We start from the raw sequence: 21,454 nt of genomic DNA on the forward strand, positions 1-21,454 counted from the left end.
TCGGTCCGGGTTTCCTTCCCTCCCCCCGAGGGTGCGCAGGGCGCCGGGTGGCGTCCCGCCCGTCCCGGACCCTAGCGGTACGGCGGTGCGCTGGGGAATGGTGATCACCCTGTGAGAGGCCGCGCCGCCCTTGGCATATGCCGCGGAAGGGGAGGTACTTGCCCCCGTACGGTCCGCAGGGGGGCTCCGGGCCCATGAGAAAGGTCACGCCTCCCGGGCCGTTCCTCCCGGCGCGCGGGGGTGGCTCGTGTCACGTCGGGCGGACGACGCCCAGGATCTCCATGGAGCCGGCTCCCGCGAGGGTGACGTTCCGCCCGGGGCGCGGCGCGTGCACGATCGCCCCGTTACCGACGTACATGCCGATGTGGCTGGCGTCCTTGAAGTAGACGATCAGGTCGCCCGGCCGCATGTCCTTGATGTCCACGCGGGGGAGCAGCCGCCACTGCTCCTGGGAGGTGCGCGGGATGCCCTTGCCGGCCGCGCCCCAGGCGCTCTGGGTCAGACCGGAGCAGTCGAAGGTGCTCGGTCCCTCGGCGCCCCACTCGTACGGCTTGCCGATCTGGGCGGTCGCGAACGCGATCGCCTTCTTGGCCTCCGGCGTCGTGTCGCCCTTGAGGCCGGCGAGGACGCCGGTGCCGAGCCAGGTCGTCTGGGCGCGGTACTGCGCCTGCTCCTCCAGGAGCCGCAGCCGCTCCCGCTCCTCGGCGGCGAGCTCGGACTCCAGCTTCTTGGCCGCGGCGATCTTGTCGGTGATCTCCTTCTTCGCCTTGGCCTGCTTGACGCGCTGGGCCTCCAGCTTGGTCCAGTTCTCGCCGGCGTCCTTGGCGTAGATGTCCAACTGGGCCTGGGTGCGGTTCATTTCGCCGAGGAGGTCGGTGGTGGCCTTCGCCCCGGCCTTGAGCCGGCCCGCGGTGTCGAGGAAGAGCTGCGGGTCGTCGGTGAGGACGAGCTGCGCGCCTTCGGGGAGCCCGCCGTTGCGGTACTGGGCGCGCGCCTGGGCGCCGGCCCTGGCCTTGAGGGCGTCGATCCGGGCGCGGCCGGCCACGATGAGCTGGGCGACCTGGACGATCTCGGCCGACTGCTCCTTCGTCTTCTCCTCGGCGAGGTTGTACGCGTCGGTGGCGGCGGCCGCCTGCCGGTAGAGGCCGTCTATCTCCTGGCGGACCTCCTCCAGGCTCTTCTTCGGCGGCGGGGGCGGCAGCGGCGCGGCGGAGGCCTGGAGGGTGAGCGCGGGCGAGGCCAGCACGGTCAGGGCGCAGATCAGGGTGATCGCGGCAGTGGCGTGGCGGCGTCGGTTCACGAGCTCCCCCTCAGGTGAACAAATCTGATTTACCGTCAGTAACTTGTCGGTGACCTTGGCGATAGTGCCATGCGAAACCGGAAAGCAACAGGGGAAACCGGGGCCTGTCGGGCCTGTTCCCCCCATGGGTGACGGGTGTTGCGCCCGTGGCGTTCCCCTCGTACCGGAAATTCGACGGGAGTTGGCGATTCCGCCGGTCCGCCGACCGGAACCCGCACGTCTGTCAGGTCCGGGGCGCCAGCGCCTCCCAGCGCACCGTCACCTCGCCCTGGCGCCAGCGCCGCGGCCCGTCGGCGAGCGGCCAGTCGGCGGCCAGGTCGCGGACGGAGCGGATCCAGCGCTGCCGGGCACCGAGGGAGGCGTACGGGGCGGCGGCGGCCCACGCGCGGTCGAAGTCCCGCAGGAAGGCGTGCACCGGCTCGCCCGGCACATTGCGGTGGATCAGCGCCTTCGGCAGCCGCTCCGCCAGGTCCGACGGCCGGTCGAGCGAGCCGAGCCGGGTCGCGAAGGTCACCGTGCGGGGCCCGTCCGCGTCGAGCGCCACCCACACGTGCCGGCGCCCGATCTCGTCGCAGGTCCCCTCCACGAGCAGCCCGCCCGGGGCGAGCCGCCCGCACAGCCGCGCCCACACGGCCGCGACCTGCTCCTCGTCGTACTGGCGCAGCACGTTCGCCGCCCGGATCAGGGCGACCTCGCCGGGCACCGGCACCTCGAAGCCGCCGTGCACGAACCTCAGGCCCTCGTGCTCGTACGGCTTCGCGGCCTCGACCCTCGCGGGCTCGATCTCGATGCCGTACAGCCGCGTGCGGGGCTCGGCGGTGCGCAGCCGGGCGAGCAGCTCCACGGCGGTCCAGGGGGCGGCCCCGTACCCGAGGTCGACGGCCAGCGGCGGCTCGGGCGAGCGGCGCAGCGCGGGGCCGTGGACGGCGGCGATCCAGCGGTCCATGCGCCGCAGCCGGTTCGGATTGGTGGTCCCGCGGGTCGGGGTGCCGACGGGGCGGGTGGTGCGCGGGGCCATGCCCTGAGCCTAAGGGGTGGGGCACGTCCGGCCCGCCCCGGCAACGAATTGGCAAAACGCCCCCGCCGGAGGAAATGAAAGGGGCCATTCCGGTGTTGTCGCGCGTGGAGGACGTACCACGCCCTCCTTGAGTCGTGCCCGAGAAGGGCTCGACGCCCCGCAGGACCAGGCATGACCCCGCACCGCCCCAGCTCAGTCCCCGAGCGGAAGGACCGCCGACGTGAGCCAGTACGTGTCCCGGTTCGCCGGCACCCGGCACCGGCACCCGGCGCCGGCCAGGCTCCGGCTTCCCGGCCGCAACCGCGTCCCGCGGCGGGTGGCGATGCTCAGCGTCCACACCTCGCCGCTGCACCAGCCCGGCACCGGCGACGCGGGCGGCATGAACGTCTACATCGTCGAGCTGGCCAAGCGCCTCGCCGCCATCGACATCGAGGTGGAGATCTTCACCAGGGCCACCACCGGCGGCCTCCCGCCGGTCGTCGAGCTCACCCCCGGCGTGCTCGTGCGCCACGTGGACGCCGGCCCGTACGAGGGGCTGGCGAAGGAGGAGCTGCCGGCACAGCTCTGCGCCTTCACGCACGGCGTCATGCAGGCGTGGGCCGGCCACCGCCCCGGCCACTACGACCTCGTCCACTCCCACTACTGGCTCTCCGGCCACGTCGGCTGGCTCGCCGCCGAGCGCTGGGGCGTGCCGCTCGTCCACGCCATGCACACCATGGCCAAGGTCAAGAACGCGGCGCTCGCCGAGGGCGACACCCCCGAGCCCGCCGCCCGGGTCATCGGCGAGACGCAGATCGTCTCCGCCGCCGACCGGCTGATCGCCAACACCTCCGAGGAGGCCGACGAGCTCGCCCGCTTCTACGACGCCGACCCCGGCAAGATCGCGGTCGTCCACCCGGGCGTGAACCTCGACCACTTCCGCCCCGCCGACGGCCGCGCCGCCGCCCGCGCCCGCCTCGGCCTCCCGCAGGACGCCTTCATCCCCGTCTTCGCCGGGCGCATACAGCCCCTGAAGGCCCCGGACATCCTGCTGCGCGCGGCCGCGCAGCTCCTGGACCGGGACCCGTCGCTGCGCTCCCGGATGGTCGTCCCGGTGGTCGGCGGGCCGAGCGGCAGCGGTCTGGCGAAGCCGGAGCAGCTGCAGAAGCTGGCGGCGCGGCTCGGCATCGCGGACGTCGTGCGCTTCCACCCGCCGGTGGGGCAGGACCGGCTCGCGGACTGGTTCCGCGCGGCGAGCGTCCTCGTCATGCCCTCGTACAGCGAGTCCTTCGGCCTGGTAGCGATCGAGGCGCAGGCGGCCGGCACCCCGGTCGTCGCGGCGGCGGTCGGCGGTCTGCCCGTCGCCGTACGGGACGACGTGACCGGCTTCCTCGTCCAGGGCCACGACCCGGCGGACTACGCCAGGGCGCTCGGCCGTTTCGTGGCCGACCCGGAGCTCTCGGTCCGGATGGGCGCGGCGGCCGCCCTGCACGCCGGGTCCTTCGGCTGGGACACGGCGGCCTCGGGCACGGCGGACGTGTACACGGCCGCCATGCACGACCACCGGCTGCGCGAGAACCGCCGTCGCGTACGCTCGCACCATGGCTGAGACCGAGGACATCCGGCGGGTCGTCGAGGACACGCTCAAGGACGCGGAGCTGGAGTGGGAGTCCCCCGAACCGGGCTCCTACGTCGTGAAGCTCCCCGGCACGCGCAAGCTCTTCACCACGCTGTCCCTGCGCGTCGGCCGTCACTCCCTCTCGCTCAACGCCTTCGTCATCCGCCACCCCGACGAGAACGAGGCCGGCGTCCACCGCTGGCTCCTCGAACGCAACCTCAGGCTGTACGGGGTGAGTTACGCGGTCGACGGCCTCGGCGACGTCTACCTCGCCGGCAAGCTCCCGCTCGCCGCCGTCACCCCCGAGGAACTCGACCGGCTCCTCGGCTCCGTCCTGGAGGCGGCGGACGGCGACTTCAACACCCTCCTCGAACTCGGCTTCGCCTCCGCGATCCGCCGCGAGTACGCGTGGCGGGTCTCGCGCGGCGAGTCCACCCGCAACCTCGACGCCTTCAAGAACCTCACGCAGAAGCCCACCGGCTGACCCCGGGCTCACCCCGAGACGGCGAGCCCGCTCCGGTACCGGCCCGGCGTCGTGCCGAACTCACGGCGGAAGGCGTGCGAGAGCGCGTACGGCGAGGCGTAGCCGACGCGCCGCGCGACGGCGGCCAGCGGCTCCCCGGTGTCCCGGAGCAGTGCGGCGGCGCGGGTCAGCCGCCACCAGGTCAGGTACGCCATCGGGGGCCGGCCCACGAGGGCCGTGAACCGGCGCGCCAGGGTGGGCCGTGAGACGCCCGCCTCGGCCGCGAGCCGGTCCACGGTCCACGGGGCGGCGGGGTCGGAGTGCAGCGCCCGCAGCGCCGCCGCGGCCACCGGGTCGCCCAGGACCGCCGGCCACCTCTCGGCCGTGCTCAGGTCCATCCAGGACCGGATCATGTAGACGAACAGCAGGTCGAGCAGGCCGGGGAGCACGAGGGACGCGCCCGGCCGCCGTGTGTCGAGCTCTCCGCCGAGCAGACCGATGGCGGCCCGCAGCTCGGGGGCGCCGCCGTGGCCCGGCAGGTGGACCAGCGGCGGGAGCTCCGCGAGCAGCGGGTGCGCGTGGCTGCGGTCGAGCCGGTACTTGCCGCAGAGCATCTCGACCCCGGGCCCGCCTTCGCCGGCCCGGGGCGGCCGCGGGCGGCTCTCGTCGGCCCATCGGGTGAAGGACACCGCCCGTGCCACCGTCGCCGCGTCCGCCGGCCCGTCGGCGATGACGTGCCCGGTGCCGTGCGGCAGCAGCACCGCGTCGCCGGGGCCGAGCACGACCGGCTCGCCGCCGTCGGGCAGCAGCCAGCAGCCGCCCCGCAGGACGATGTGGAAGCCGGCCCCCTCGTACGGGTCGAGCCGCGCGCACCAACGCCCGGAGACCCGTACCCGGTCGGAGAAGGGCCGCCCGACGCGTACGGCCGAGATCGCGTCGCTCACCACGTCCACGTCCACCATGGCCGGGAGCCTACCGGCGGCCACACCCTCCGGAGTGAGCTTCTCGCGTATTCAGGAGAGCGGAAGAAGCATTGAGAGGCTCGGTCACCCCTCCCTACTGTCGATCGCATGACGAACGAGAGCGCACAGAGCATCGTCCTGGGGGACGTCGAGATCATCCGGATCGTCGAGTGGCAGGGGCCGTTCGCGCCCGCCCGCACCCTCGTCCCGGACGCCGGAGCGGAGGTGTGGAAGGACAACGAGGAGTGGCTGGCGCCGGACCACTGGGCGCCCGACACCGACCACGCGGTGATGGCGCTGCAGTCCTGGGTGCTGCGCAGCGGGGGCCGGACCGTCCTGGTGGACACGGGGGTCGGCGACGGGCGCGAGCGACCGCGGTCGCCGCACTTCCACCGGCGGCGGGACGACTTCCCCGGCCGTCTGGAGCGGGCGGGCATCCGGCCCGAGGACGTCGACGTCGTCGTCAACACGCATCTGCACGCGGACCACGTCGGCTGGAACACGTACGACGCGGGAGGGGAGTGGGCTCCGGCCTTCCCGAACGCCCGCTACCTCCTCCCGGCCGCCGACGACTTCCACTTCGGCCCCGGGAACGCGTACGGCGGCGGCCAGGAGGAGGACCGGCTCGTCTACCAGGACAGCGTGGCGCCCGTGCACCGCGCGGGCCTCGTCACCCTCTGGGACGGGACGCACCGCATCGACGAGAACCTCGTCCTGGAGTCCGCGCCCGGCCACACCCCCGGCTCCGCCGTCCTGCGCCTCGCCTCGGGCACCGACCGCGCGGTCTTCGTCGGCGACCTCCTCCACAGCCCCGTACAGATCCTCGACCCGGCCCACGCCAGCTGCTTCTGCCTGGACCCCGCCGGGGCCGCGACCAGCCGCCGCCGGATCCTCGAACGGGCCGCCGACGAGCGGGAACTGGTCGTCCCCGCCCACTTCGGCGGAGCGGGCGCCGCCGAAGTGCGCCGGCAGGGCGAGGGCTTCGCCGTGACCGGCTGGCTCAGGAGCTGACGGGGGACGACTTCCCGGTGTCCTTGCCCTCGGCCCCGGCGGCCCCGGCTTCGGCGAGGTCCGCGAGCGGGGAGAGGCCGGCGAGGTCCGTGGTCGCGGTCCCGGTCGCGATCGCGGTCCCGGTCCCTATCTCCACCTCCTGCTCCTGCTCCTGCTCGGCGAGGGCCTTCCGCAGGCGGGTGAAGTAGCCGACGGCGGCGAGGACGCCGATGGCGGCGCAGGCCGCCCACAGGACGTCGGGGCCGGGCCCGCCGACGATCGCGCCGGCGCCGATCGGGGCGACGAAACCGGCGACGGCCCAGGACATGCCCATCACGCCCTGGTAGCGGCCCCGGGCGTGCTCGGGGGCGAGGCGCGCGGTGGCGGCGGCGTTCGTGGGGACGTGGATCATCTCGCCGACGGTCCAGACGACCACGGTCGCGGCGAAGGCGACGGAGGAGCCGGCCAGCGCGGTGGCGCCGGTGCCCAGGGCGAAGAGGAGGGCGGAGAGGGAGAGCAGGACGACCGGGGAGCGCTTGTCGGTCAGCTTGTTCACGAGCAGCTGGAAGCCGACGATCACGATGCCGTTGACGGCGATGACCATGCCGTACGCGGAGGGGGCGAGGCCCTGGCCGGCCATCGTCAGCGGCAGACCGATCCAGGGAGCGGTGAAGACGAGGCAGACGAGGAGGTTGAGGAGGACGAGCGTGCGGAAGGGCGCGTCGCGCAGCACGGTCAGCATGCTGACCTTCTCCTCGACGACCGGCTCGCCCGCCGTGTCGGTGCGGCCCTCGGGACGGGTCTCGGGGAGCCGGAGGAAGACGATGACGGCGCACAGGGTGGTGGCGACGGCGTCGACGACGAAGAGCGTGCGGTAGCCGAGGAAGGCCGCGGCGCCGCCGCCGATGGAGGCGATGGCGAAGCCGAGGTTCAGGGCCCAGTAGTTGAGGGCGTACGCCCGGCGCACGTCGTGGGCGGGGACCATGTCGGCGATCGTGGCGTTGATGGACGGCCGGACGGCCTGCATGGCGACGCCCATGAGGAGGACGACGGCCGCGATGGCCCAGGCGCTGGTGACGACGGCGAGGGCGGCGGCGCAGGCGGCGGCCGCGAGGTGCATCGTGACCATGGTGGGGCGCCGGCCCCAGCGGTCGGTGAGCGCGCCGCCGAGCGGGGATCCCGCGACGCCGCCGAGGCCGTGTAGGGCGACGACGAGGCCGGCGAACCACGCGGAGTGCCCGAGCTCGACCGTCAGATAGAGGGAGAGGAAAGTCAGGACGAAAGCCCCGGTGCGATTGACCAAGGTCGACAGCCAGAGCCACCAGAAGCCCTGCGGGAGGCCGCTGACCGTCGTACGGGCCGATCGTCTGAGCGAATCCATGGTCATGTGTGTGCGGTCCCCTGCTGTGCGTAAGCCCTGCGTCCGGCTCTCGTAACTTACGCATCTCATACGCCGGACGCCAACGAATTGACGACGCGCGTCAATCGTCAGCGGTCGATTAGGCTCGTACGCATGGCCGACGCACCGTACAAGCTGATCCTCCTCCGCCACGGCGAGAGCGAGTGGAACGAGAAGAATCTGTTCACCGGTTGGGTGGACGTGAACCTCACCGCGAAGGGTGAGAAGGAGGCGACGCGCGGCGGCGAGCTGCTCAAGGACGCCGGCCTGCTCCCCGACGTGCTGCACACCTCCCTCCAGAAGCGCGCCATCCGCACGGCGCAGCTCGCCCTCGAGTCGGCTGACCGCCACTGGATCCCGGTCAACCGCTCCTGGCGTCTGAACGAGCGCCACTACGGCGCCCTGCAGGGCAAGGACAAGGCCCAGACCCTCGCCGAGTTCGGCGAGGAGCAGTTCATGCTGTGGCGCCGCTCCTACGACACCCCGCCGCCGGCGCTCGCCGACGACAGCGAGTTCTCGCAGGCCCACGACGCCCGCTACGCGACGATCCCGCCGGAGCTGCGCCCGCAGACCGAGTGCCTCAAGGACGTCGTCGAGCGCATGCTCCCGTACTGGTACGACAACATCGTCCCGGACCTCCTCGCCGGCCGCACGGTCCTCGTCGCCGCCCACGGCAACAGCCTCCGCGCCCTCGTCAAGCACCTCGACGGCATCTCCGACGCCGACATCGCCGGCCTCAACATCCCCACGGGCATCCCGCTCTCCTACGAGCTGGACGAGAACTTCAAGCCCCTCAACCCCGGCGGCACCTACCTCGACCCCGACGCCGCCGCCGCGGCCATCGAGGCCGTCAAGAACCAGGGCAAGAAGTAGCCCTCCGCGCATCGCGCACGTCAGCCCCCCGTTCGCCGGTTCGCCGGTGGGCGGGGGGTTCGGTGTTGTGTGGTGGGTGTTCTGGGGGTGTACCAGCTCGGTGACATAGGGGGCGCGGGGCTGTGGTGGAGGGGGGCGGCGTTGCTACGTTCCGGGCAGGGGCGCGGCCAGGTGGATGGCCGCCCGTGAAAAGGGGGACTTCCCGATGAACGCCGACCGTCTCAGACCCGCTTTTCTCGCGCTGGCCGCCGTCGCGATGGCCGCTGTGCTGACCGGATGTCAGGGGGGTGGCGCCGCCGCGGGCGGCGGGGCGACGGGGCCGAGTGCCACCGCCGGGGCCCCTGGGGCCGAGGAGACGGGTCAGGTTCCGGCCGAGGGGCCCGACGAGTCCGCGGGGACGGGGTCGGCGACGCCGGTGGGGAAGACGCCGAGCAAGGCCCCGAGCAAGGCCCCGAGCAAGAAGCCCGGGGCGCCGAAGCCCAAGCCGAAGCCGGGGATGACGACCGCCGCGCCCGCCAAGGACTGCGTCGCCACGGCGCCGGGCCCCGACGCGTACGACCCCGACGAGTTCGCGCTGTACCGGATCGAGGAGCTCCCGGGCAGCACCGGGAAGATCAACCTCGTCGTCCAGCACGGTGCCTGGGGGTGCGGCGGCGTGGACACCGACGGGGGGCCGTTCCTGGTGAGCGGCGAGGAGAGCCGGATCGCCCTCGACCAGGCCGCGTACGTCACCGCGACCAACCCGATCGTCACCAGCACCGAGAACCAGCGCATCGGCGTCCAGGAGCTCATCGACTGGGTGAAGGCGCACCCGGACTCCGGTCTCGTCTTCCGGTACGACACGGGTGACGACGGCGCGATCCACCACCTCGAAGAGGTCTTCACGCCGTAGCGGTGTGGGCCGTCGGCCGGACGGGTGAGGGCGAAACCTTCCGGCTGCGGTGCGCCGCTTGGCGGGCGGACGAGGGGGTTAGGGGTGGGGTGACCTGGTCGTCTCCACACCGAAACGAGAACCCCCGTGCGTCTCCGCCGTTCCGCCGCCGCCGTCTGCGGCGCACTCGCCCTCACCGCCGCCCTCGCCACGCCCGCGCACGCCACCACCGGCGACTTCGGCTACTGGTTCGTCGGCATCAGCGGCGACCCGCAGCAGGTCACGCTCCACGACCCGGCGAGCGACGTGTGCGTCACGATCCCCGAGGCCGCCGACCCCGGCTCCTCCGAGCCGGCCTTCGCCCCGCACAACGACACCGACGACTTCGCGATCGTCTTCACCGGCCCCGACTGCACCGGCGACTCCTGGACCCTGCGCCCCCACGGCCGCCCGGCCACGGACCGCCTCAAGCTCCGCTCGGTGGTGTTCGTCCGCTAGGACGCGTCCTGCTCGCGCGAAGGGGCCGAGGTGTGACCTCGGCCCCTTCGCGCCGTCCGGGCCGGTCCGATAAACGCGGGCGAAGAGCGCGAGAGCCCGCTACCGTCCGGCGCATGAGTACGTCCCTCCGCCTGGAGCAAGTCACCCCCGCCAACGTCGACGCCGCCCTCGACCTGCGCGTCCACCCCCACCAGGAGCGCAACGTCGCCCCCGTCGCCCGCTCCCTGGCGGAGGCGTACGCCTTCGGCGAGACGGCCTGGCCGCGCCTCGTCTTCGACGGCGACAAGCTCGTCGGCTTCCTCATGGCCTTCCTCGACATCCCGTGGAACGAGGAGAAGGACCCCACCGACCGCCGCAGCGGCCTCTGGCGCCTCAACATCGCCGCCGAGGGCCAGGGCAAGGGCTACGGCCGCTTCGCCGTGGAAGCCGTACGCGACGAACTGCGCCGGCGCGGCGCACACCACCTGTACGTCACCTGGGAACCCGGCGAGGACGGCCCCGGCGAGTTCTACCGCCGACTCGGCTTCCGCCCGACCGGCGAACTCAGCGGCACCCAGACGGTCGGCGTCCTCGACATCGACTGACCCGAAGCCGACGGGTGGGTGGGGGGGGGGGGGGGGGGGGGGGGGCCCCCCCCCCCCCCCCCCCCCCCCCCCCACCACACCGTCAGCCCGAGCAGCCTCCGCACTGGCACGGGGAGCCGGACTGGCAGCCGCAGCCGCAGCCCGAGCCGCAGCCGCAGGCGCCGAGCACCGGCAGGAACTCCACCCCGCGCGGTGCCTCCGCGGCGGACTCGGTCGTCATCGGGGACATCGGGGATTCGGCCATGAGGGTCCCTCCCTTTCGAGGCGTGCGTCGCCTCCCCTCATTGCATGCCCACCCGCGCGGGCGCATCAACGGCGCATAGGAGCCCGCACATCCGTGCGGTTCACTCCCCGATCGCCTTACGCGCCCTCGACCGGCGAGTCCGCGGCCTGCAGCTCGTCGGCGTGCTCGCCCGTGACGAGGTAGACGACGCGCTTGGCGACCGAGACGGCGTGGTCGGCGAAGCGCTCGTAGTAGCGGCCGAGGAGGGTGACGTCGACGGCGGTCTCGATGCCGTGCTTCCAGCGGTCGTCCATGAGGTGCTGGAAGAGCGTCCGGTGCAGCAGGTCCATCTCGTCGTCGTCCTGCTCCAGCTGGAGCGCGAGGTCGACGTCCTTGGTGATGATGACCTCGGCCGCCTTCGCCATCAGGCGCTGCGCGAGCTGGCCCATCTCCAGGATCGTGGCGTGCAGGTCCCGCGGCACCGCCGTGTCCGGGAACCGCAGCCGGGCCAGCTTGGCGACGTGCTGGGCGAGGTCGCCCGAGCGCTCCAGGTCGGCGCTCATCCGCAGCGAGGTCACCACGATCCGCAGGTCGGTCGCGACCGGCTGCTGGCGGGCGAGCAGCGCTATCGCCCGCGCCTCCAGGTCGTGCTGGAGGTCGTCGACCTTCTGGTCCGCGGCGATCACGCTCTCCGCGAGCTTCAGATCCGCGTCGAGCATCGCCGTCGTGGCGCGCCCGATCGCCGACCCGACGAGCCGGGCCATCTCGACCAGGCTCTCGCCGATCGAGTCGAGTTCCTCGTGGTACGCGTCCCGCATGGTGTCCCTCTCTACGCAATGCTCCGGGGTCCGGGTGGGGCTTCGGACCCCCACGTTGCCACGTTCGGCCCCCTACGCGTCCGGTTCCGACACCTGACATGAACCGGCACTTTCCCCCAGGTGAACTCTGGGCGTCGCCCGCCTCCACGGCCACCGGGGCAAATGAACCAGCCCCGTCTCCACGGTGAACTCTGGGCGACGACTGTTCGAGCAGCCACTCGGACGGCTGGGAGAGTGTCCGTCGCCCCGCATAACCTTGAGGGCATGGACGTGAACGCGGCGGTCGCCGCATTGGCCGCGATCGCCGGCGTGTGCACCGGCGTGATCGCCATGCTGGCGTTCCGCTGGAGCGAACGCGACCAGGCGCGACCCACTCGTACCTCCCTGCACACCGACGCCGTGCTCCCGCCCGGCGTCGACACCGTGCTGTCCGTGCTGCGCTCCTCCGCGGTCGTCCTCGACGAGAGCGACTCGGTGGTGAAGGCCAGCTCGGCCGCGTACGCGCTCGGACTGGTCCGGGGCGGGAAGCTGGCCGTCGAGCCCATGCTCAACATGGCCCGCGACACCCGCCGCGACGGAGAGATACGACAGGTCGAACTGGATCTCGCCCGGCGCGGCACCGGACGCGGCGAGGCCCTGGCCGTCTCCGCCCGGGTCGCCCCGCTGGGCTCGCGACTGGTGCTGCTCCTGGTCGAGGACCTCACCGAGGCCCGCCGCATCGAAGCGGTACGGCGCGACTTCGTCGCCAACGTGAGCCATGAGCTCAAGACCCCCGTCGGCGCGCTCTCCCTGCTCTCCGAGGCGGTCATGGACGCCTCGGACGACCCCGAGGCGGTCACCCGCTTCGCCGGCCGCATGCAGATCGAGGCGACCCGCCTCACCAACCTCGTACAGGAGCTCATCGACCTCTCCCGCGTGCAGAACGACGACCCGCTGGAGGACTCCGAGCCGGTGTCCGTGGACGAGCTCGTCGCCGAGGCGATCGACCGCTCCCGGCACACCGCTACCACCAAGCAGATCACCATGGCGTCCGGTGGGACCGCCGACCTGCGGGTCTGGGGCAGCCGCGGCCAGCTCGCCGCCGCCCTCGGCAACCTCGTCGAGAACGCCGTCAACTACTCACCGGCCCACACCCGCGTCGGCATCGCGGCCCGCAAGGTCGCCGCGCCCGGCGGCGACCTCATCGAGATAGCCGTCACCGACCAGGGCATCGGCATCCCCGACAAGGACAAGGAGCGCGTCTTCGAGCGCTTCTACCGCGTCGACCCGGCCCGCTCCCGCGCCACCGGCGGTACGGGGCTCGGCCTGGCCATCGTGAAGCACGTGGCCGCCTCGCACGGCGGGGAGGTCACCGTCTGGAGCACCGAGGGTCAGGGCTCCACCTTCACCCTGCGACTGCCCGAGGCGGGCGCCGCACGGGACCGCCGGCCCGCCTCTTCCCCCACCCCTGATCTCATGACCGAACCGCTTCCCGCCCCGGAGGTCCTTCCGTGACCCGAGTGCTCGTCGTCGAGGATGAGGAATCCTTCAGCGACGCCCTGTCGTACATGCTCCGCAAGGAAGGCTTCGAGGTCGCCGTGGCGGCGACCGGGCCCGACGGCCTCGACGAGTTCGAGCGCAACGGAGCCGACCTCGTCCTCCTCGACCTGATGCTTCCGGGGCTTCCCGGCACCGAGGTCTGCCGCCAGCTGCGTGGCCGCTCGAACGTCCCGGTCATCATGGTGACCGCCAAGGACAGTGAGATCGACAAGGTCGTCGGGCTCGAAATAGGAGCCGACGACTATGTGACCAAGCCCTTCTCCTCGCGCGAGCTGGTCGCCCGCATCCGCGCGGTGCTGCGCCGCCGCGGCGAGCCGGAGGAGGTCACCCCGGCGGCCCTGGAGGCGGGGCCGGTCCGCATGGACGTGGACCGCCACGTGGTGACGGTCTCCGGCGGCAAGGTCGACCTCCCGCTGAAGGAGTTCGACCTCCTGGAGATGCTCCTGCGCAACGCGGGCCGCGTCCTCACCCGCATGCAGCTCATCGACCGGGTCTGGGGCGCCGACTACGTCGGCGACACCAAGACCCTCGACGTCCACGTCAAGCGCCTCCGCGCCAAAATCGAACCGGACCCGGGCGCCCCGCGCTACCTGGTGACGGTCCGCGGCCTGGGCTACAAGTTCGAGCCGTAGGCCGGGTGGCGGCCGGGTACGCGTGAAGGGGCGCCCCCCGGTGGGGGGCGCCCCTTCATGTGCGTTCAGGCGGGGGTCAGTGACCGGCCGTGGTGGCCTCGCCGGAGGGGGTGCCGTGTCCGGCCTCGCCCTCGCCCTCGCCGTGACCGGCCTCGGCGGAGGCGGAGGCGGTCGGGGAGGCGCCCGGGGGAGCCGGGACGATGCTGGGGCCGAACTCCTTGAAGTAGCTGGCGGCCGGGACGACGAAGGCGCTCAGGGCCACGTCGCCGGTCTTGCTCAGCTTGAAGACGACCTTCTGGGCGTCGCCGGTGCGGGCGGCCTCGGTGCCGTTCTCGATGACGGCGGTGGCGTTGCCGGCGCCGCCGATGACGACGGAGCCGAGCGCCGGGACGGTGATCGGGCCGGCGCCCTCGGCCGCCTTCAGCTTCACGACCGCGGCCGTGCCCGGCAGCGTGATCGAGTCGATGGTCTGCGGCGTGCGCCCGTTGTTGAAGACGGTGGCCGAGACGACGGCCGGGCCCTTGACGCCGGCCTCGGGCTGGGTGATCACCAGCGCGTTCTGGATCTTGACGTCGTCCACGGTGACGGCGGCGTTGTCCGGCCGCACTTCCAGCGTCTGTGCGTTGTTGCCCGCACCGCAGGCGGACAGCGCGGCGACGGAGAACACGATGGCGGTGGCGGCGAGGGCGCCGCGTCGAAGGCTGCGGCTCACGGCGGCGGCATCTCCTAGGACGTACGGACAGGCTTGGGAACTAAGGAACAACTAAAGGTGTGTCAGCGCGCTTAGGTTACCGAGCCGCACTCTCCGTCCCGCACCCGACCCGCCCCTAACCGCCCTCGGGCGTCTCCCGGGTGCTCCCGGGGCGCACCTCAGGGCGTGTCCCGGGGCCACCGGGCCGGGTCGTCTGAGCCTGGCCGGTCCTCACCCACTGTGGCCGGATCACGACCCATTGACCTGTTGTTCACATAACCGCCTTGATCAATTCGAGGGCCGCCGCGCATTACCCGGAGTCGCACCTCCGGGAAATCCCGGAGCCGGGTCGGCTGATCAATTACGGAATCACCCCCCGATGCATCCGTACGGGTGACCGATCCTCGAACGGAGTAGGCGAAGAAGGTCACTCCGAACCAGACAAAACGGGACATCGAGTCCGCCTTGAGCGGCCTCGGGTAGGTGTAACGTGCGGGTTTCTCTCTGTTCGCACAGCCGCTCCGACCTGCGAATACCGCCTTCCGGAAGCCCTCCGCAGCACGTTCGTGTTGCCGTTGTCAAGCCCCGAGATATGCCCTGACCTGCGAAAACGCCATTCAGAAGAAGCTGAATCCGTGTTACCCTGGATAGCCACGGAAGGGGTACCTGTCACATGACGTTCAAGGTTGGCGACACCGTGGTCTATCCCCATCACGGGGCCGCGCTGATCGAGGCCATCGAAACTCGCCAGATCAAAGGCGTGGACAAGACCTACTTGGTGCTCAAGGTCGCGCAGGGCGACCTGACTGTTCGCGTGCCCGCGGACAATGCGGAGTTCGTCGGTGTGCGCGACGTGGTCGGGCAGGACGGTCTCGACCGGGTCTTCGAGGTGCTGCGTGCGCCGTACGCCGAAGAGCCGACGAACTGGTCCCGCCGCTACAAGGCGAACCTCGAGAAGCTCGCCTCCGGCGATGTCATCAAGGTCGCCGAAGTAGTCCGCGACCTGTGGCGGCGCGAGCGCGAGCGCGGGCTCTCCGCAGGTGAGAAGCGCATGCTCGCGAAGGCTCGGCAGATTCTGGTGAGCGAGCTCGCCCTCGCGGAGAACACGAACGAGGACAAGGCCGAGGCTCTCCTCGACGAGGTCCTCGCGTCCTGAGCGTGCTCTGACGACGTCCGAGCGCGCTACCAAGTGAAGCGATGCCGCGGCGCCCGCTGGCGTGCTGTGATCCACACAGTGCCGTCGTCGGGCGCTGCGGCATGTTCGCGTACGTATGCGGAGCGTACGCGCGGCCGTACGCACACGGAGACGGACACGTGTGTGCGCCGCCGAAGAGAACCCGCACCCCCTGAGAGAAATCCGAACCCCTGTGCCAGGGCGGCAACGCCTCGACCGTCGTCACGGAAAGGGCCCGGTCAAGGCGGAGCGTCCGGCACGGTGAGGCCATACCCATGTCGGCCGCGGAAACAAACCTGCCGGAGTGCAACCGATGTCAGACGAAGAGCGTCCTCCTCGTACCGCCGTGGTGATCCCGGCGGCCGGACGGGGCGTACGCCTCGGCCCGGGCGCCCCCAAGGCGCTGCGCGCGCTGAACGGCACCCCCATGCTCATCCACGCCGTCCGCGCGATGGCCGCCTCCCGCGCGGTCTCGCTGGTGGTCGTGGTCGCACCCCCCGACGGCGCCGCCGAGGTCAAGAACCTCCTGGACGCCCACGCCCTCCCCGAGCGGACCGACTACCTGGTCGTGCCCGGCGGCGACACCCGCCAGGAGTCCGTGCACCTCGGACTCAAGGCGCTCCCCGCGGGCATCACCACCGTCCTCGTCCACGACGCCGCCCGCCCGCTCGTCCCCGTGGACACCGTGGACGCCGTCATCGAGGCCGTCCGGGACGGTGCCGTCGCCGTCGTCCCCGCGCTGCCCGTCGCCGACACCGTCAAGGAGGTCGAGCCGGCCGGGAAGCCCGGCGACCCCGAGCAGGTCGTCGCCACCCCGGTCCGCGCCCGCCTCCGCGCCGTCCAGACCCCGCAGGGCTTCGACCACGACACGCTGGTCGACGCCCACGCCACCATCGCCCTCGCCGGCGAGGGCGCCACCGACGACGCCGGCATGGTCGAGCGGCTCGGCGCGCCCGTCGTCGTCGTGCCCGGCCACGAAGAGGCCTTCAAGGTGACCCGCCCCCTCGACCTCGTCCTCGCCGAGGCCGTACTCGCCCGCAGGAGGGCCAACGATGGCTTCTGATCTCCCCGTCATCCCGCGTACCGGCATCGGCACCGACGTCCACGCCTTCGAGAAGGGCCGCGAGCTGTGGTGCGCCGGCCTCCTCTGGGAAGGGGAGGAGTACGGACTCGCCGGGCACTCCGACGGCGACGTCGCCGCCCACGCCGCCTGCGACGCGCTGTTCTCCGCCGCCGGTGTCGGCGACCTCGGCGCCCACTTCGGCACCTCGCGCCCCGAGTGGTCCGGCGCCTCCGGCGTCACCCTGCTCGCCGAGGCCGCCCGGATCGTCCGCGCCGAGGGATACGAGATCGGCAACATCGCCGTCCAGGTCGTCGGGATCCGCCCCAAGATCGGCAAGCGCCGCGACGAGGCCCAGAAGGCGCTGAGCGAGGCGGCCGGAGCGCCCGTCTCCATCTCCGGCACCACCACCGACGGGCTCGGCCTCACCGGGCGCGCCGAGGGCCTCGCCGCCCTCGCGACCGCCCTCGTGTACCCCGTATCGCGCCAGGAGCGGTGAAAAACGTGCCCCGCCGCCGGGAATCGGTCGCGGGGCACTACCACACGCCCACTACCCTGGAGTGGTGACTATTCGCCTGTACGACACCAGCGCCCGGCAGATCCGTGACTTCACCCCGCTCACACCGGGCTGTGTCTCGATCTACCTCTGTGGCGCCACGGTGCAGGCGGCCCCGCACATCGGCCACATCCGCTCGGGCCTGAACTTCGACATCATGCGCCGCTGGTTCGCCTACCGCGGCTACGACGTCACGTTCATCCGCAACGTCACCGACATCGACGACAAGATCATCAGGAAGGGCGTCGAGCAGGGGCGCCCCTGGTGGTCCATCGGATACGAGAACGAGCGCGCGTTCAACGCCGGTTACGAGGCACTCGGCTGCCTCCCGCCGAGCTACGAGCCCCGCGCCACCGGTCACGTCCCCGAGATGATCGAGATGATGCGGGGCCTGATCGAGCGCGGCCACGCCTACGAGGCGGACGGCAGCGTCTACTTCGACGTGCGCTCCTTCCCGGGCTACCTGGAGCTGTCCAACCAGGACATCGACGACCTGCGCCAGCCCGACGAGGGCGTCGCCGGCAAGCGCGACCCCCGCGACTTCGCCATGTGGAAGGCCACCAAGCCGGGCGAGCCCGACTGGGAGACCCCGTGGGGCCGCGGCCGTCCCGGCTGGCACCTGGAGTGCTCGGCCATGGCGCACAAGTACCTGGGCTCCGCCTTCGACATCCACGGCGGCGGCCTCGACCTGATCTTCCCGCACCACGAGAACGAGATCGCCCAGGCCAAGGCCTTCGGCGACGAGTTCGCCCGGTACTGGGTGCACAACGCCTGGGTCACCATGAGCGGCGAGAAGATGTCGAAGTCGCTCGGCAACAGCGTGCTGGTGTCCGAGATGGTGAAGAACTGGCGCCCCATCGTCCTCCGCTACTACCTGGGCACCCCGCACTACCGGTCGATGATCGAGTACAGCGAGGAGTCCCTGCGCGAGGCCGAGTCGGCGTTCGCCCGCATCGAGGGCTTCGTCCAGCGCGCCACCGAGAAGGCCGGGCGCGAGGTCGCCCCGGCCACCGAGGTGCCGCCGGCCTTCGCCGAGGCCATGGACGACGACCTGGGCGTGCCGCACGCGCTGGCGATCATCCACACCACCGTCCGCCAGGGCAACAGCGCCCTCGCCGCGGACGACAAGGACGAGGCCATCGCCCGCCTGGCCGAGGTCCGCGCCATGCTCGGCGTCCTCGGCCTCGACCCGCTCGACCCGCAGTGGGCCGAGGAGTCCGGAGGCGGCGAGGAGCTCCACGGCGTCGTCGACACCCTCGTACGGCTCGTGCTCCAGCAGCGCGAGTCGGCCCGCGAGCGCAAGGACTGGGCGACGGCGGACGCGATCCGCGACCAGCTCGCGCAGTCCGGCCTCGCCATCGAGGACAGCCCCGACGGCCCCCGCTGGACGCTGGGCAACCGTTAGAAGACGTGCCGCTCGGGCCTCCGGGCGGCACACTTCACTTACAGACTTATGCACGCAGGCAATAGAGGAAACAGGTAGTCATGGCCGGGAACAGCCAGCGCAGGAACCGTCGCACGTCCAACAAGAAGGGTGCGACGGTCGGCAGCGGTGGCCAGCGGCGCAAGGGCCTCGAAGGCAAGGGCCCGACCCCCAAGGCCGAGGACCGCAAGGGCCACAAGGCCTACCGCGTCTCCAACGCGATGGCGCGGAACGCCGCCAAGCGCAAGCCCGTCGTCCGCCGCGGCGGCAAGGGCCAGTCCGAGATGGTCGTCGGCCGCAACCCGGTCTTCGAGGCCCTGCGCGACGGCGTGCCCGCCACCACCCTGTACGTGCAGCAGTTCATCGACAACGACGAGCGCGTGCGCGAGGCCCTGAACCTCGCCACCGGCCGCGGCAACATCAACATCATGGAGGCGCCGCGCCCCGAGCTCGACCGGATGACGAACGGCCTGAACCACCAGGGCCTCGTCCTCCAGGTCCCGCCGTACGAGTACGCGCACCCGGAGGACCTCGTCGCCGCCGCGTTCGACGACCACGAGGACCCGCTGATCGTCGCCCTCGACGGCGTCACCGACCCGCGCAACCTCGGCGCCGTCGTGCGCTCCGTCTCCGCCTTCGGCGGCCACGGCGTCGTCGTCCCCGAGCGCCGCGCGGCCGGCATGACCGCCGGTGCCTGGAAGACCTCGGCCGGCACCGCCGCCCGCACCCCGGTCGCCCGCGCCACCAACCTGACGCGCTGCCTTGAGGCGTACCAGAAGGCCGGTGTCACGGTCGTCGGCCTCGCCGCCGACGGCGACCGCGAGGTCCACGAGCTGGAGGAGCTGGGCGGCCCGGTCGTCATCGTCGTCGGTTCCGAGGGCAAGGGCCTGTCCCGCCTGGTCGGCGAGACCTGCGACTTCCTCGTCCGCATCCCGATGCCGGGCGGCGCCGAGTCGCTCAACGCCGGTGTCGCCGCGGGTGTCGTGCTCTACGAGGCCGCGCGCCGCCGGATGGCCTGACACCGCACCTGACGTACCCCCGGCCCCCGGCCGTGGCGTGATCTTGACGGGCCTCGGACATTATCGAGCTGTCAAGGCAGTGTCCTAAACCCAGATCACTCGGTTAGATGAGTGTGGACACCAGAACGCCCCGGCCGGGGTTCGACGATCAGCCGGCGCTGAGCATGGTCAAGGTGGATTCCGATCCCGCCCAGGTGATCGTGAACCACGCCAGCTTCCGTGTGCGGCTCGCGCCGGCCCCGCAGCCCAAGTTCGGCGCCGGAGCCCGCACCGCCGCCCTGTCCGGAGCCGCCGGAGCGGGCGGCCCGCGCCGCCGCCCCGTCGTGTGGACCGGGAAGTCCGCACCGGGCGCGACCGGCCTCCTCCAGGCCGTGCGCGAGTCCTCCGTCTCCACCCTCGAACCGGCCGGCGGCCGCGGCGGCCACTCAGGTCACTCCGGTCACGACGCCGGGGACACCCAGACCATCCCGCGCGTCGAGACCACCATGCCCACCCCCGTGGTGCCCGCCGACACGCCCCTGCTGCCGCCGATGCGCCGCGCCGAGGGCGCCTACGACGACGTGTACGAGCTCCGGCCCGAGACCGCCGACCCGTACGACCACGAAGCACCGCACCCCCGCGCGGCCCAGCGCCACGGCAACGACTCCGTCCGGCACGCCTACTACCCCGGCCGCCGGATGAACCTCGGCGTCGTCCTCCTCCCGCTCCGCGTCTTCCTCGGCTTCATCTCCATCTACGCGGGCATGGGCAAGCTCTGCGACCCCGTCTACTTCGACGGCGGCGAGCGCGGCTCCATGGTGAAGTGGCTCAACTCCCTGCACCCCTGGGCTCTCGCCGAACCCCTCCGCGACTTCGCCCTCCAGCACCCCGTCGGCGCCGGACTCACCGTCGCCTTCCTCCAGGTCGTCGTCGGCGTCCTCACCGTCCTCGGACTCTGGCAGCGGGTGGCCGCCGTCGTCGGCGCCCTGCTCTCCGCCGCGCTCCTGCTGACCGTCAGCTGGCGGACCGTCCCGGTCTACGACTCCGCCGACATCATCTACCTCGCCGCCTGGTCGCCGCTGATCATCGCCGGCGCCCCCGTCTACTCCCTCGACGGCCGCATCGCCGGCGAGGCCTGGCGCACCCTCGGCCCCCGCGCCGACCTGTGGGAGCTCCGCCGCCGCGTCATCCGCCGCAGCACCCTCCTCGCCTCCGTCGTCGTCGGCCTCACCCTCCTCGTCGGCTCCGTCCTCGGCGGCGCCGTCCGCTCCACCGAGATGGTCACCGTCCCCGGCCCCAACGACGACCCGATCAACCACCTCCCCGGCCAGCCGCTCCCCACCGAGCCGCAGCGCCGCGCCCCCTCCACGAGCGCCTCCACCGCGCCCAAGCCGGTCGAGACCAGCGAGCGGCCCGCGACCCGCGAGGAGACGCAGGAGGCCACCCGGCCCACCGAGACCCGCCAGTCGGCCCGTACGCAGAGCCCGACCGCCACCCAGGGCGCCGGCACCGGCGGCGCCGGCAGCCGTACCCCCACCCAGTCCAAGCCCGCGCCGCCGCCGTCCAGCAGCGACACCCCCAGCGGCACCGGCTCCTCCTCGGGCGGCGGCACCGGCGGCTCCACCGGCACCCCCACCGAGAGCGGCTCCACCTCCGGCGGCGCCCGCAACCCGATCGGCGGCCTGCTGGGCTGACCCCCCGCGCCGCCGCGACACGAGAAGGGGGGGACCGGGGCCGGGACAAGGGGCGACCCTCCCCAGGGCCAAAAGACCCCCCGCCCCCGTC

22 protein-coding genes are annotated in these 21,454 nt (G+C 72.3%); 15 read left to right on the forward strand and 7 right to left on the reverse strand.

The genetic code is table 11. From position 1 onward, the window contains the following. Positions 1 to 250: 250 nt before the first annotated feature. Both ACZ7G1_RS29935 and ACZ7G1_RS29940 read right to left on the reverse strand, forming a co-directional pair. Positions 251 to 1,300: a C40 family peptidase gene (locus tag ACZ7G1_RS29935; RefSeq protein WP_470880464.1), complete on the reverse strand. Its 1,050-nt coding sequence runs from the start codon at positions 1,298 to 1,300 to the stop codon at positions 251 to 253. Between the two features lie 223 nt (positions 1,301 to 1,523). Further along, positions 1,524 to 2,318: a class I SAM-dependent methyltransferase gene (locus ACZ7G1_RS29940; protein WP_470880466.1), complete on the reverse strand. Its 795-nt coding sequence runs from the start codon at positions 2,316 to 2,318 to the stop codon at positions 1,524 to 1,526. A gap of 220 nt (positions 2,319 to 2,538) precedes the next feature. Here ACZ7G1_RS29940 and mshA point away from each other — a divergent pair, with 220 nt between their 5' ends. Beyond that, positions 2,539 to 3,906: a D-inositol-3-phosphate glycosyltransferase gene (gene mshA / locus ACZ7G1_RS29945; RefSeq protein WP_470880468.1), complete on the forward strand. Its 1,368-nt coding sequence runs from the start codon at positions 2,539 to 2,541 to the stop codon at positions 3,904 to 3,906. Then, positions 3,899 to 4,399 carry a type III secretion system chaperone family protein gene (locus ACZ7G1_RS29950; protein ID WP_470880470.1) on the forward strand — a complete coding sequence of 167 codons (501 nt, stop codon included), beginning with the start codon at positions 3,899 to 3,901 and terminating at the stop codon, positions 4,397 to 4,399. The genes mshA and ACZ7G1_RS29950 overlap by 8 nt, the downstream gene beginning before the upstream one ends. An 8-nt stretch (positions 4,400 to 4,407) precedes the next feature. Here ACZ7G1_RS29950 and ACZ7G1_RS29955 read toward each other — a convergent pair whose 3' ends face one another. After that, the gene (locus ACZ7G1_RS29955; RefSeq protein WP_470880508.1) at positions 4,408 to 5,331 is read right to left on the reverse strand and encodes an AraC family transcriptional regulator; all 924 of its coding nucleotides are present in this window, start codon (positions 5,329 to 5,331) and stop codon (positions 4,408 to 4,410) included. Positions 5,332 to 5,448: 117 nt separating this feature from the next. Between ACZ7G1_RS29955 and ACZ7G1_RS29960 the strand changes: the two genes are divergently transcribed. Further along, the gene (locus ACZ7G1_RS29960; protein WP_470880471.1) at positions 5,449 to 6,351 is read left to right on the forward strand and encodes an MBL fold metallo-hydrolase; all 903 of its coding nucleotides are present in this window, start codon (positions 5,449 to 5,451) and stop codon (positions 6,349 to 6,351) included. On the opposite strand, the gene ACZ7G1_RS29965 is transcribed toward ACZ7G1_RS29960, so the two are convergent. Next, positions 6,341 to 7,711 (reverse strand): MDR family MFS transporter, encoded by a 1,371-nt coding sequence (locus ACZ7G1_RS29965; RefSeq protein WP_470880472.1) that lies wholly within the window; start codon positions 7,709 to 7,711, stop codon positions 6,341 to 6,343. The genes ACZ7G1_RS29960 and ACZ7G1_RS29965 overlap by 11 nt on opposite strands. A gap of 132 nt (positions 7,712 to 7,843) precedes the next feature. Between ACZ7G1_RS29965 and ACZ7G1_RS29970 the strand changes: the two genes are divergently transcribed. The 4 genes from ACZ7G1_RS29970 (at position 7,844) to ACZ7G1_RS29985 (ending at position 10,555) form a co-directional block, all read left to right on the forward strand. Beyond that, positions 7,844 to 8,602 (forward strand): phosphoglyceromutase, encoded by a 759-nt coding sequence (locus ACZ7G1_RS29970; protein WP_470880474.1) that lies wholly within the window; start codon positions 7,844 to 7,846, stop codon positions 8,600 to 8,602. 205 nt (positions 8,603 to 8,807) lie between these two features. After that, the gene (locus ACZ7G1_RS29975; protein ID WP_470880476.1) at positions 8,808 to 9,494 is read left to right on the forward strand and encodes a hypothetical protein; all 687 of its coding nucleotides are present in this window, start codon (positions 8,808 to 8,810) and stop codon (positions 9,492 to 9,494) included. A gap of 126 nt (positions 9,495 to 9,620) precedes the next feature. After that, positions 9,621 to 9,971 carry a hypothetical protein gene (locus ACZ7G1_RS29980; protein ID WP_470880478.1) on the forward strand — a complete coding sequence of 117 codons (351 nt, stop codon included), beginning with the start codon at positions 9,621 to 9,623 and terminating at the stop codon, positions 9,969 to 9,971. Positions 9,972 to 10,084: 113 nt separating this feature from the next. Then, the gene (locus ACZ7G1_RS29985; protein WP_470880480.1) at positions 10,085 to 10,555 is read left to right on the forward strand and encodes a GNAT family N-acetyltransferase; all 471 of its coding nucleotides are present in this window, start codon (positions 10,085 to 10,087) and stop codon (positions 10,553 to 10,555) included. Positions 10,556 to 10,637: 82 nt separating this feature from the next. Here ACZ7G1_RS29985 and ACZ7G1_RS29990 read toward each other — a convergent pair whose 3' ends face one another. Both ACZ7G1_RS29990 and phoU read right to left on the reverse strand, forming a co-directional pair. Continuing rightward, positions 10,638 to 10,799: a hypothetical protein gene (locus ACZ7G1_RS29990; RefSeq protein ID WP_470878705.1), complete on the reverse strand. Its 162-nt coding sequence runs from the start codon at positions 10,797 to 10,799 to the stop codon at positions 10,638 to 10,640. A 116-nt stretch (positions 10,800 to 10,915) separates the two neighbouring features. Further along, positions 10,916 to 11,596 (reverse strand): phosphate signaling complex protein PhoU, encoded by a 681-nt coding sequence (gene phoU / locus ACZ7G1_RS29995; RefSeq protein WP_367824702.1) that lies wholly within the window; start codon positions 11,594 to 11,596, stop codon positions 10,916 to 10,918. A 264-nt stretch (positions 11,597 to 11,860) separates the two neighbouring features. On the opposite strand from phoU, the gene phoR reads away from it, so the two are divergent. Both phoR and phoP read left to right on the forward strand, forming a co-directional pair. Next, on the forward strand, positions 11,861 to 13,090 hold the full coding sequence (gene phoR / locus ACZ7G1_RS30000) for a two-component system sensor histidine kinase PhoR (RefSeq protein ID WP_470878707.1): 1,230 nt from the start codon (positions 11,861 to 11,863) through the stop codon (positions 13,088 to 13,090). Between the two features lie 5 nt (positions 13,091 to 13,095). Next, the gene (gene phoP / locus ACZ7G1_RS30005; protein WP_465270246.1) at positions 13,096 to 13,767 is read left to right on the forward strand and encodes a response regulator transcription factor; all 672 of its coding nucleotides are present in this window, start codon (positions 13,096 to 13,098) and stop codon (positions 13,765 to 13,767) included. Positions 13,768 to 13,843: 76 nt separating this feature from the next. Here the strand turns inward: phoP and ACZ7G1_RS30010 are convergent, their stop codons facing one another. Continuing rightward, complete coding sequence (locus ACZ7G1_RS30010) at positions 13,844 to 14,479, reverse strand: DUF461 domain-containing protein (protein ID WP_470878709.1); 636 nt, start codon at positions 14,477 to 14,479, stop codon at positions 13,844 to 13,846. Positions 14,480 to 15,131: 652 nt separating this feature from the next. Between ACZ7G1_RS30010 and ACZ7G1_RS30015 the strand changes: the two genes are divergently transcribed. The 6 genes from ACZ7G1_RS30015 (at position 15,132) to ACZ7G1_RS30040 (ending at position 21,363) form a co-directional block, all read left to right on the forward strand. After that, complete coding sequence (locus ACZ7G1_RS30015) at positions 15,132 to 15,614, forward strand: CarD family transcriptional regulator (protein WP_003953493.1); 483 nt, start codon at positions 15,132 to 15,134, stop codon at positions 15,612 to 15,614. Between the two features lie 331 nt (positions 15,615 to 15,945). Continuing rightward, on the forward strand, positions 15,946 to 16,695 hold the full coding sequence (gene ispD / locus ACZ7G1_RS30020; RefSeq protein WP_470878710.1) for a 2-C-methyl-D-erythritol 4-phosphate cytidylyltransferase: 750 nt from the start codon (positions 15,946 to 15,948) through the stop codon (positions 16,693 to 16,695). Next, a complete protein-coding gene (gene ispF, locus ACZ7G1_RS30025; protein ID WP_470878712.1) occupies positions 16,685 to 17,191 on the forward strand; it encodes a 2-C-methyl-D-erythritol 2,4-cyclodiphosphate synthase in 507 nt (168 codons plus the stop codon). The genes ispD and ispF overlap by 11 nt, the downstream gene beginning before the upstream one ends. Before the next feature lie 64 nt (positions 17,192 to 17,255). Further along, complete coding sequence (gene cysS / locus ACZ7G1_RS30030) at positions 17,256 to 18,653, forward strand: cysteine--tRNA ligase (RefSeq protein ID WP_470878714.1); 1,398 nt, start codon at positions 17,256 to 17,258, stop codon at positions 18,651 to 18,653. Between the two features lie 80 nt (positions 18,654 to 18,733). Then, a complete protein-coding gene (gene rlmB / locus ACZ7G1_RS30035; RefSeq protein WP_470878716.1) occupies positions 18,734 to 19,690 on the forward strand; it encodes a 23S rRNA (guanosine(2251)-2'-O)-methyltransferase RlmB in 957 nt (318 codons plus the stop codon). A 107-nt stretch (positions 19,691 to 19,797) separates the two neighbouring features. Next, positions 19,798 to 21,363, forward strand: coding sequence for a DoxX family membrane protein (locus ACZ7G1_RS30040; protein WP_470878718.1), 1,566 nt, complete (start codon positions 19,798 to 19,800; stop codon positions 21,361 to 21,363). Positions 21,364 to 21,454: the final 91 nt, after the last annotated feature.

The organism is Streptomyces sp. NPDC037273 (genome assembly GCF_055603625.1).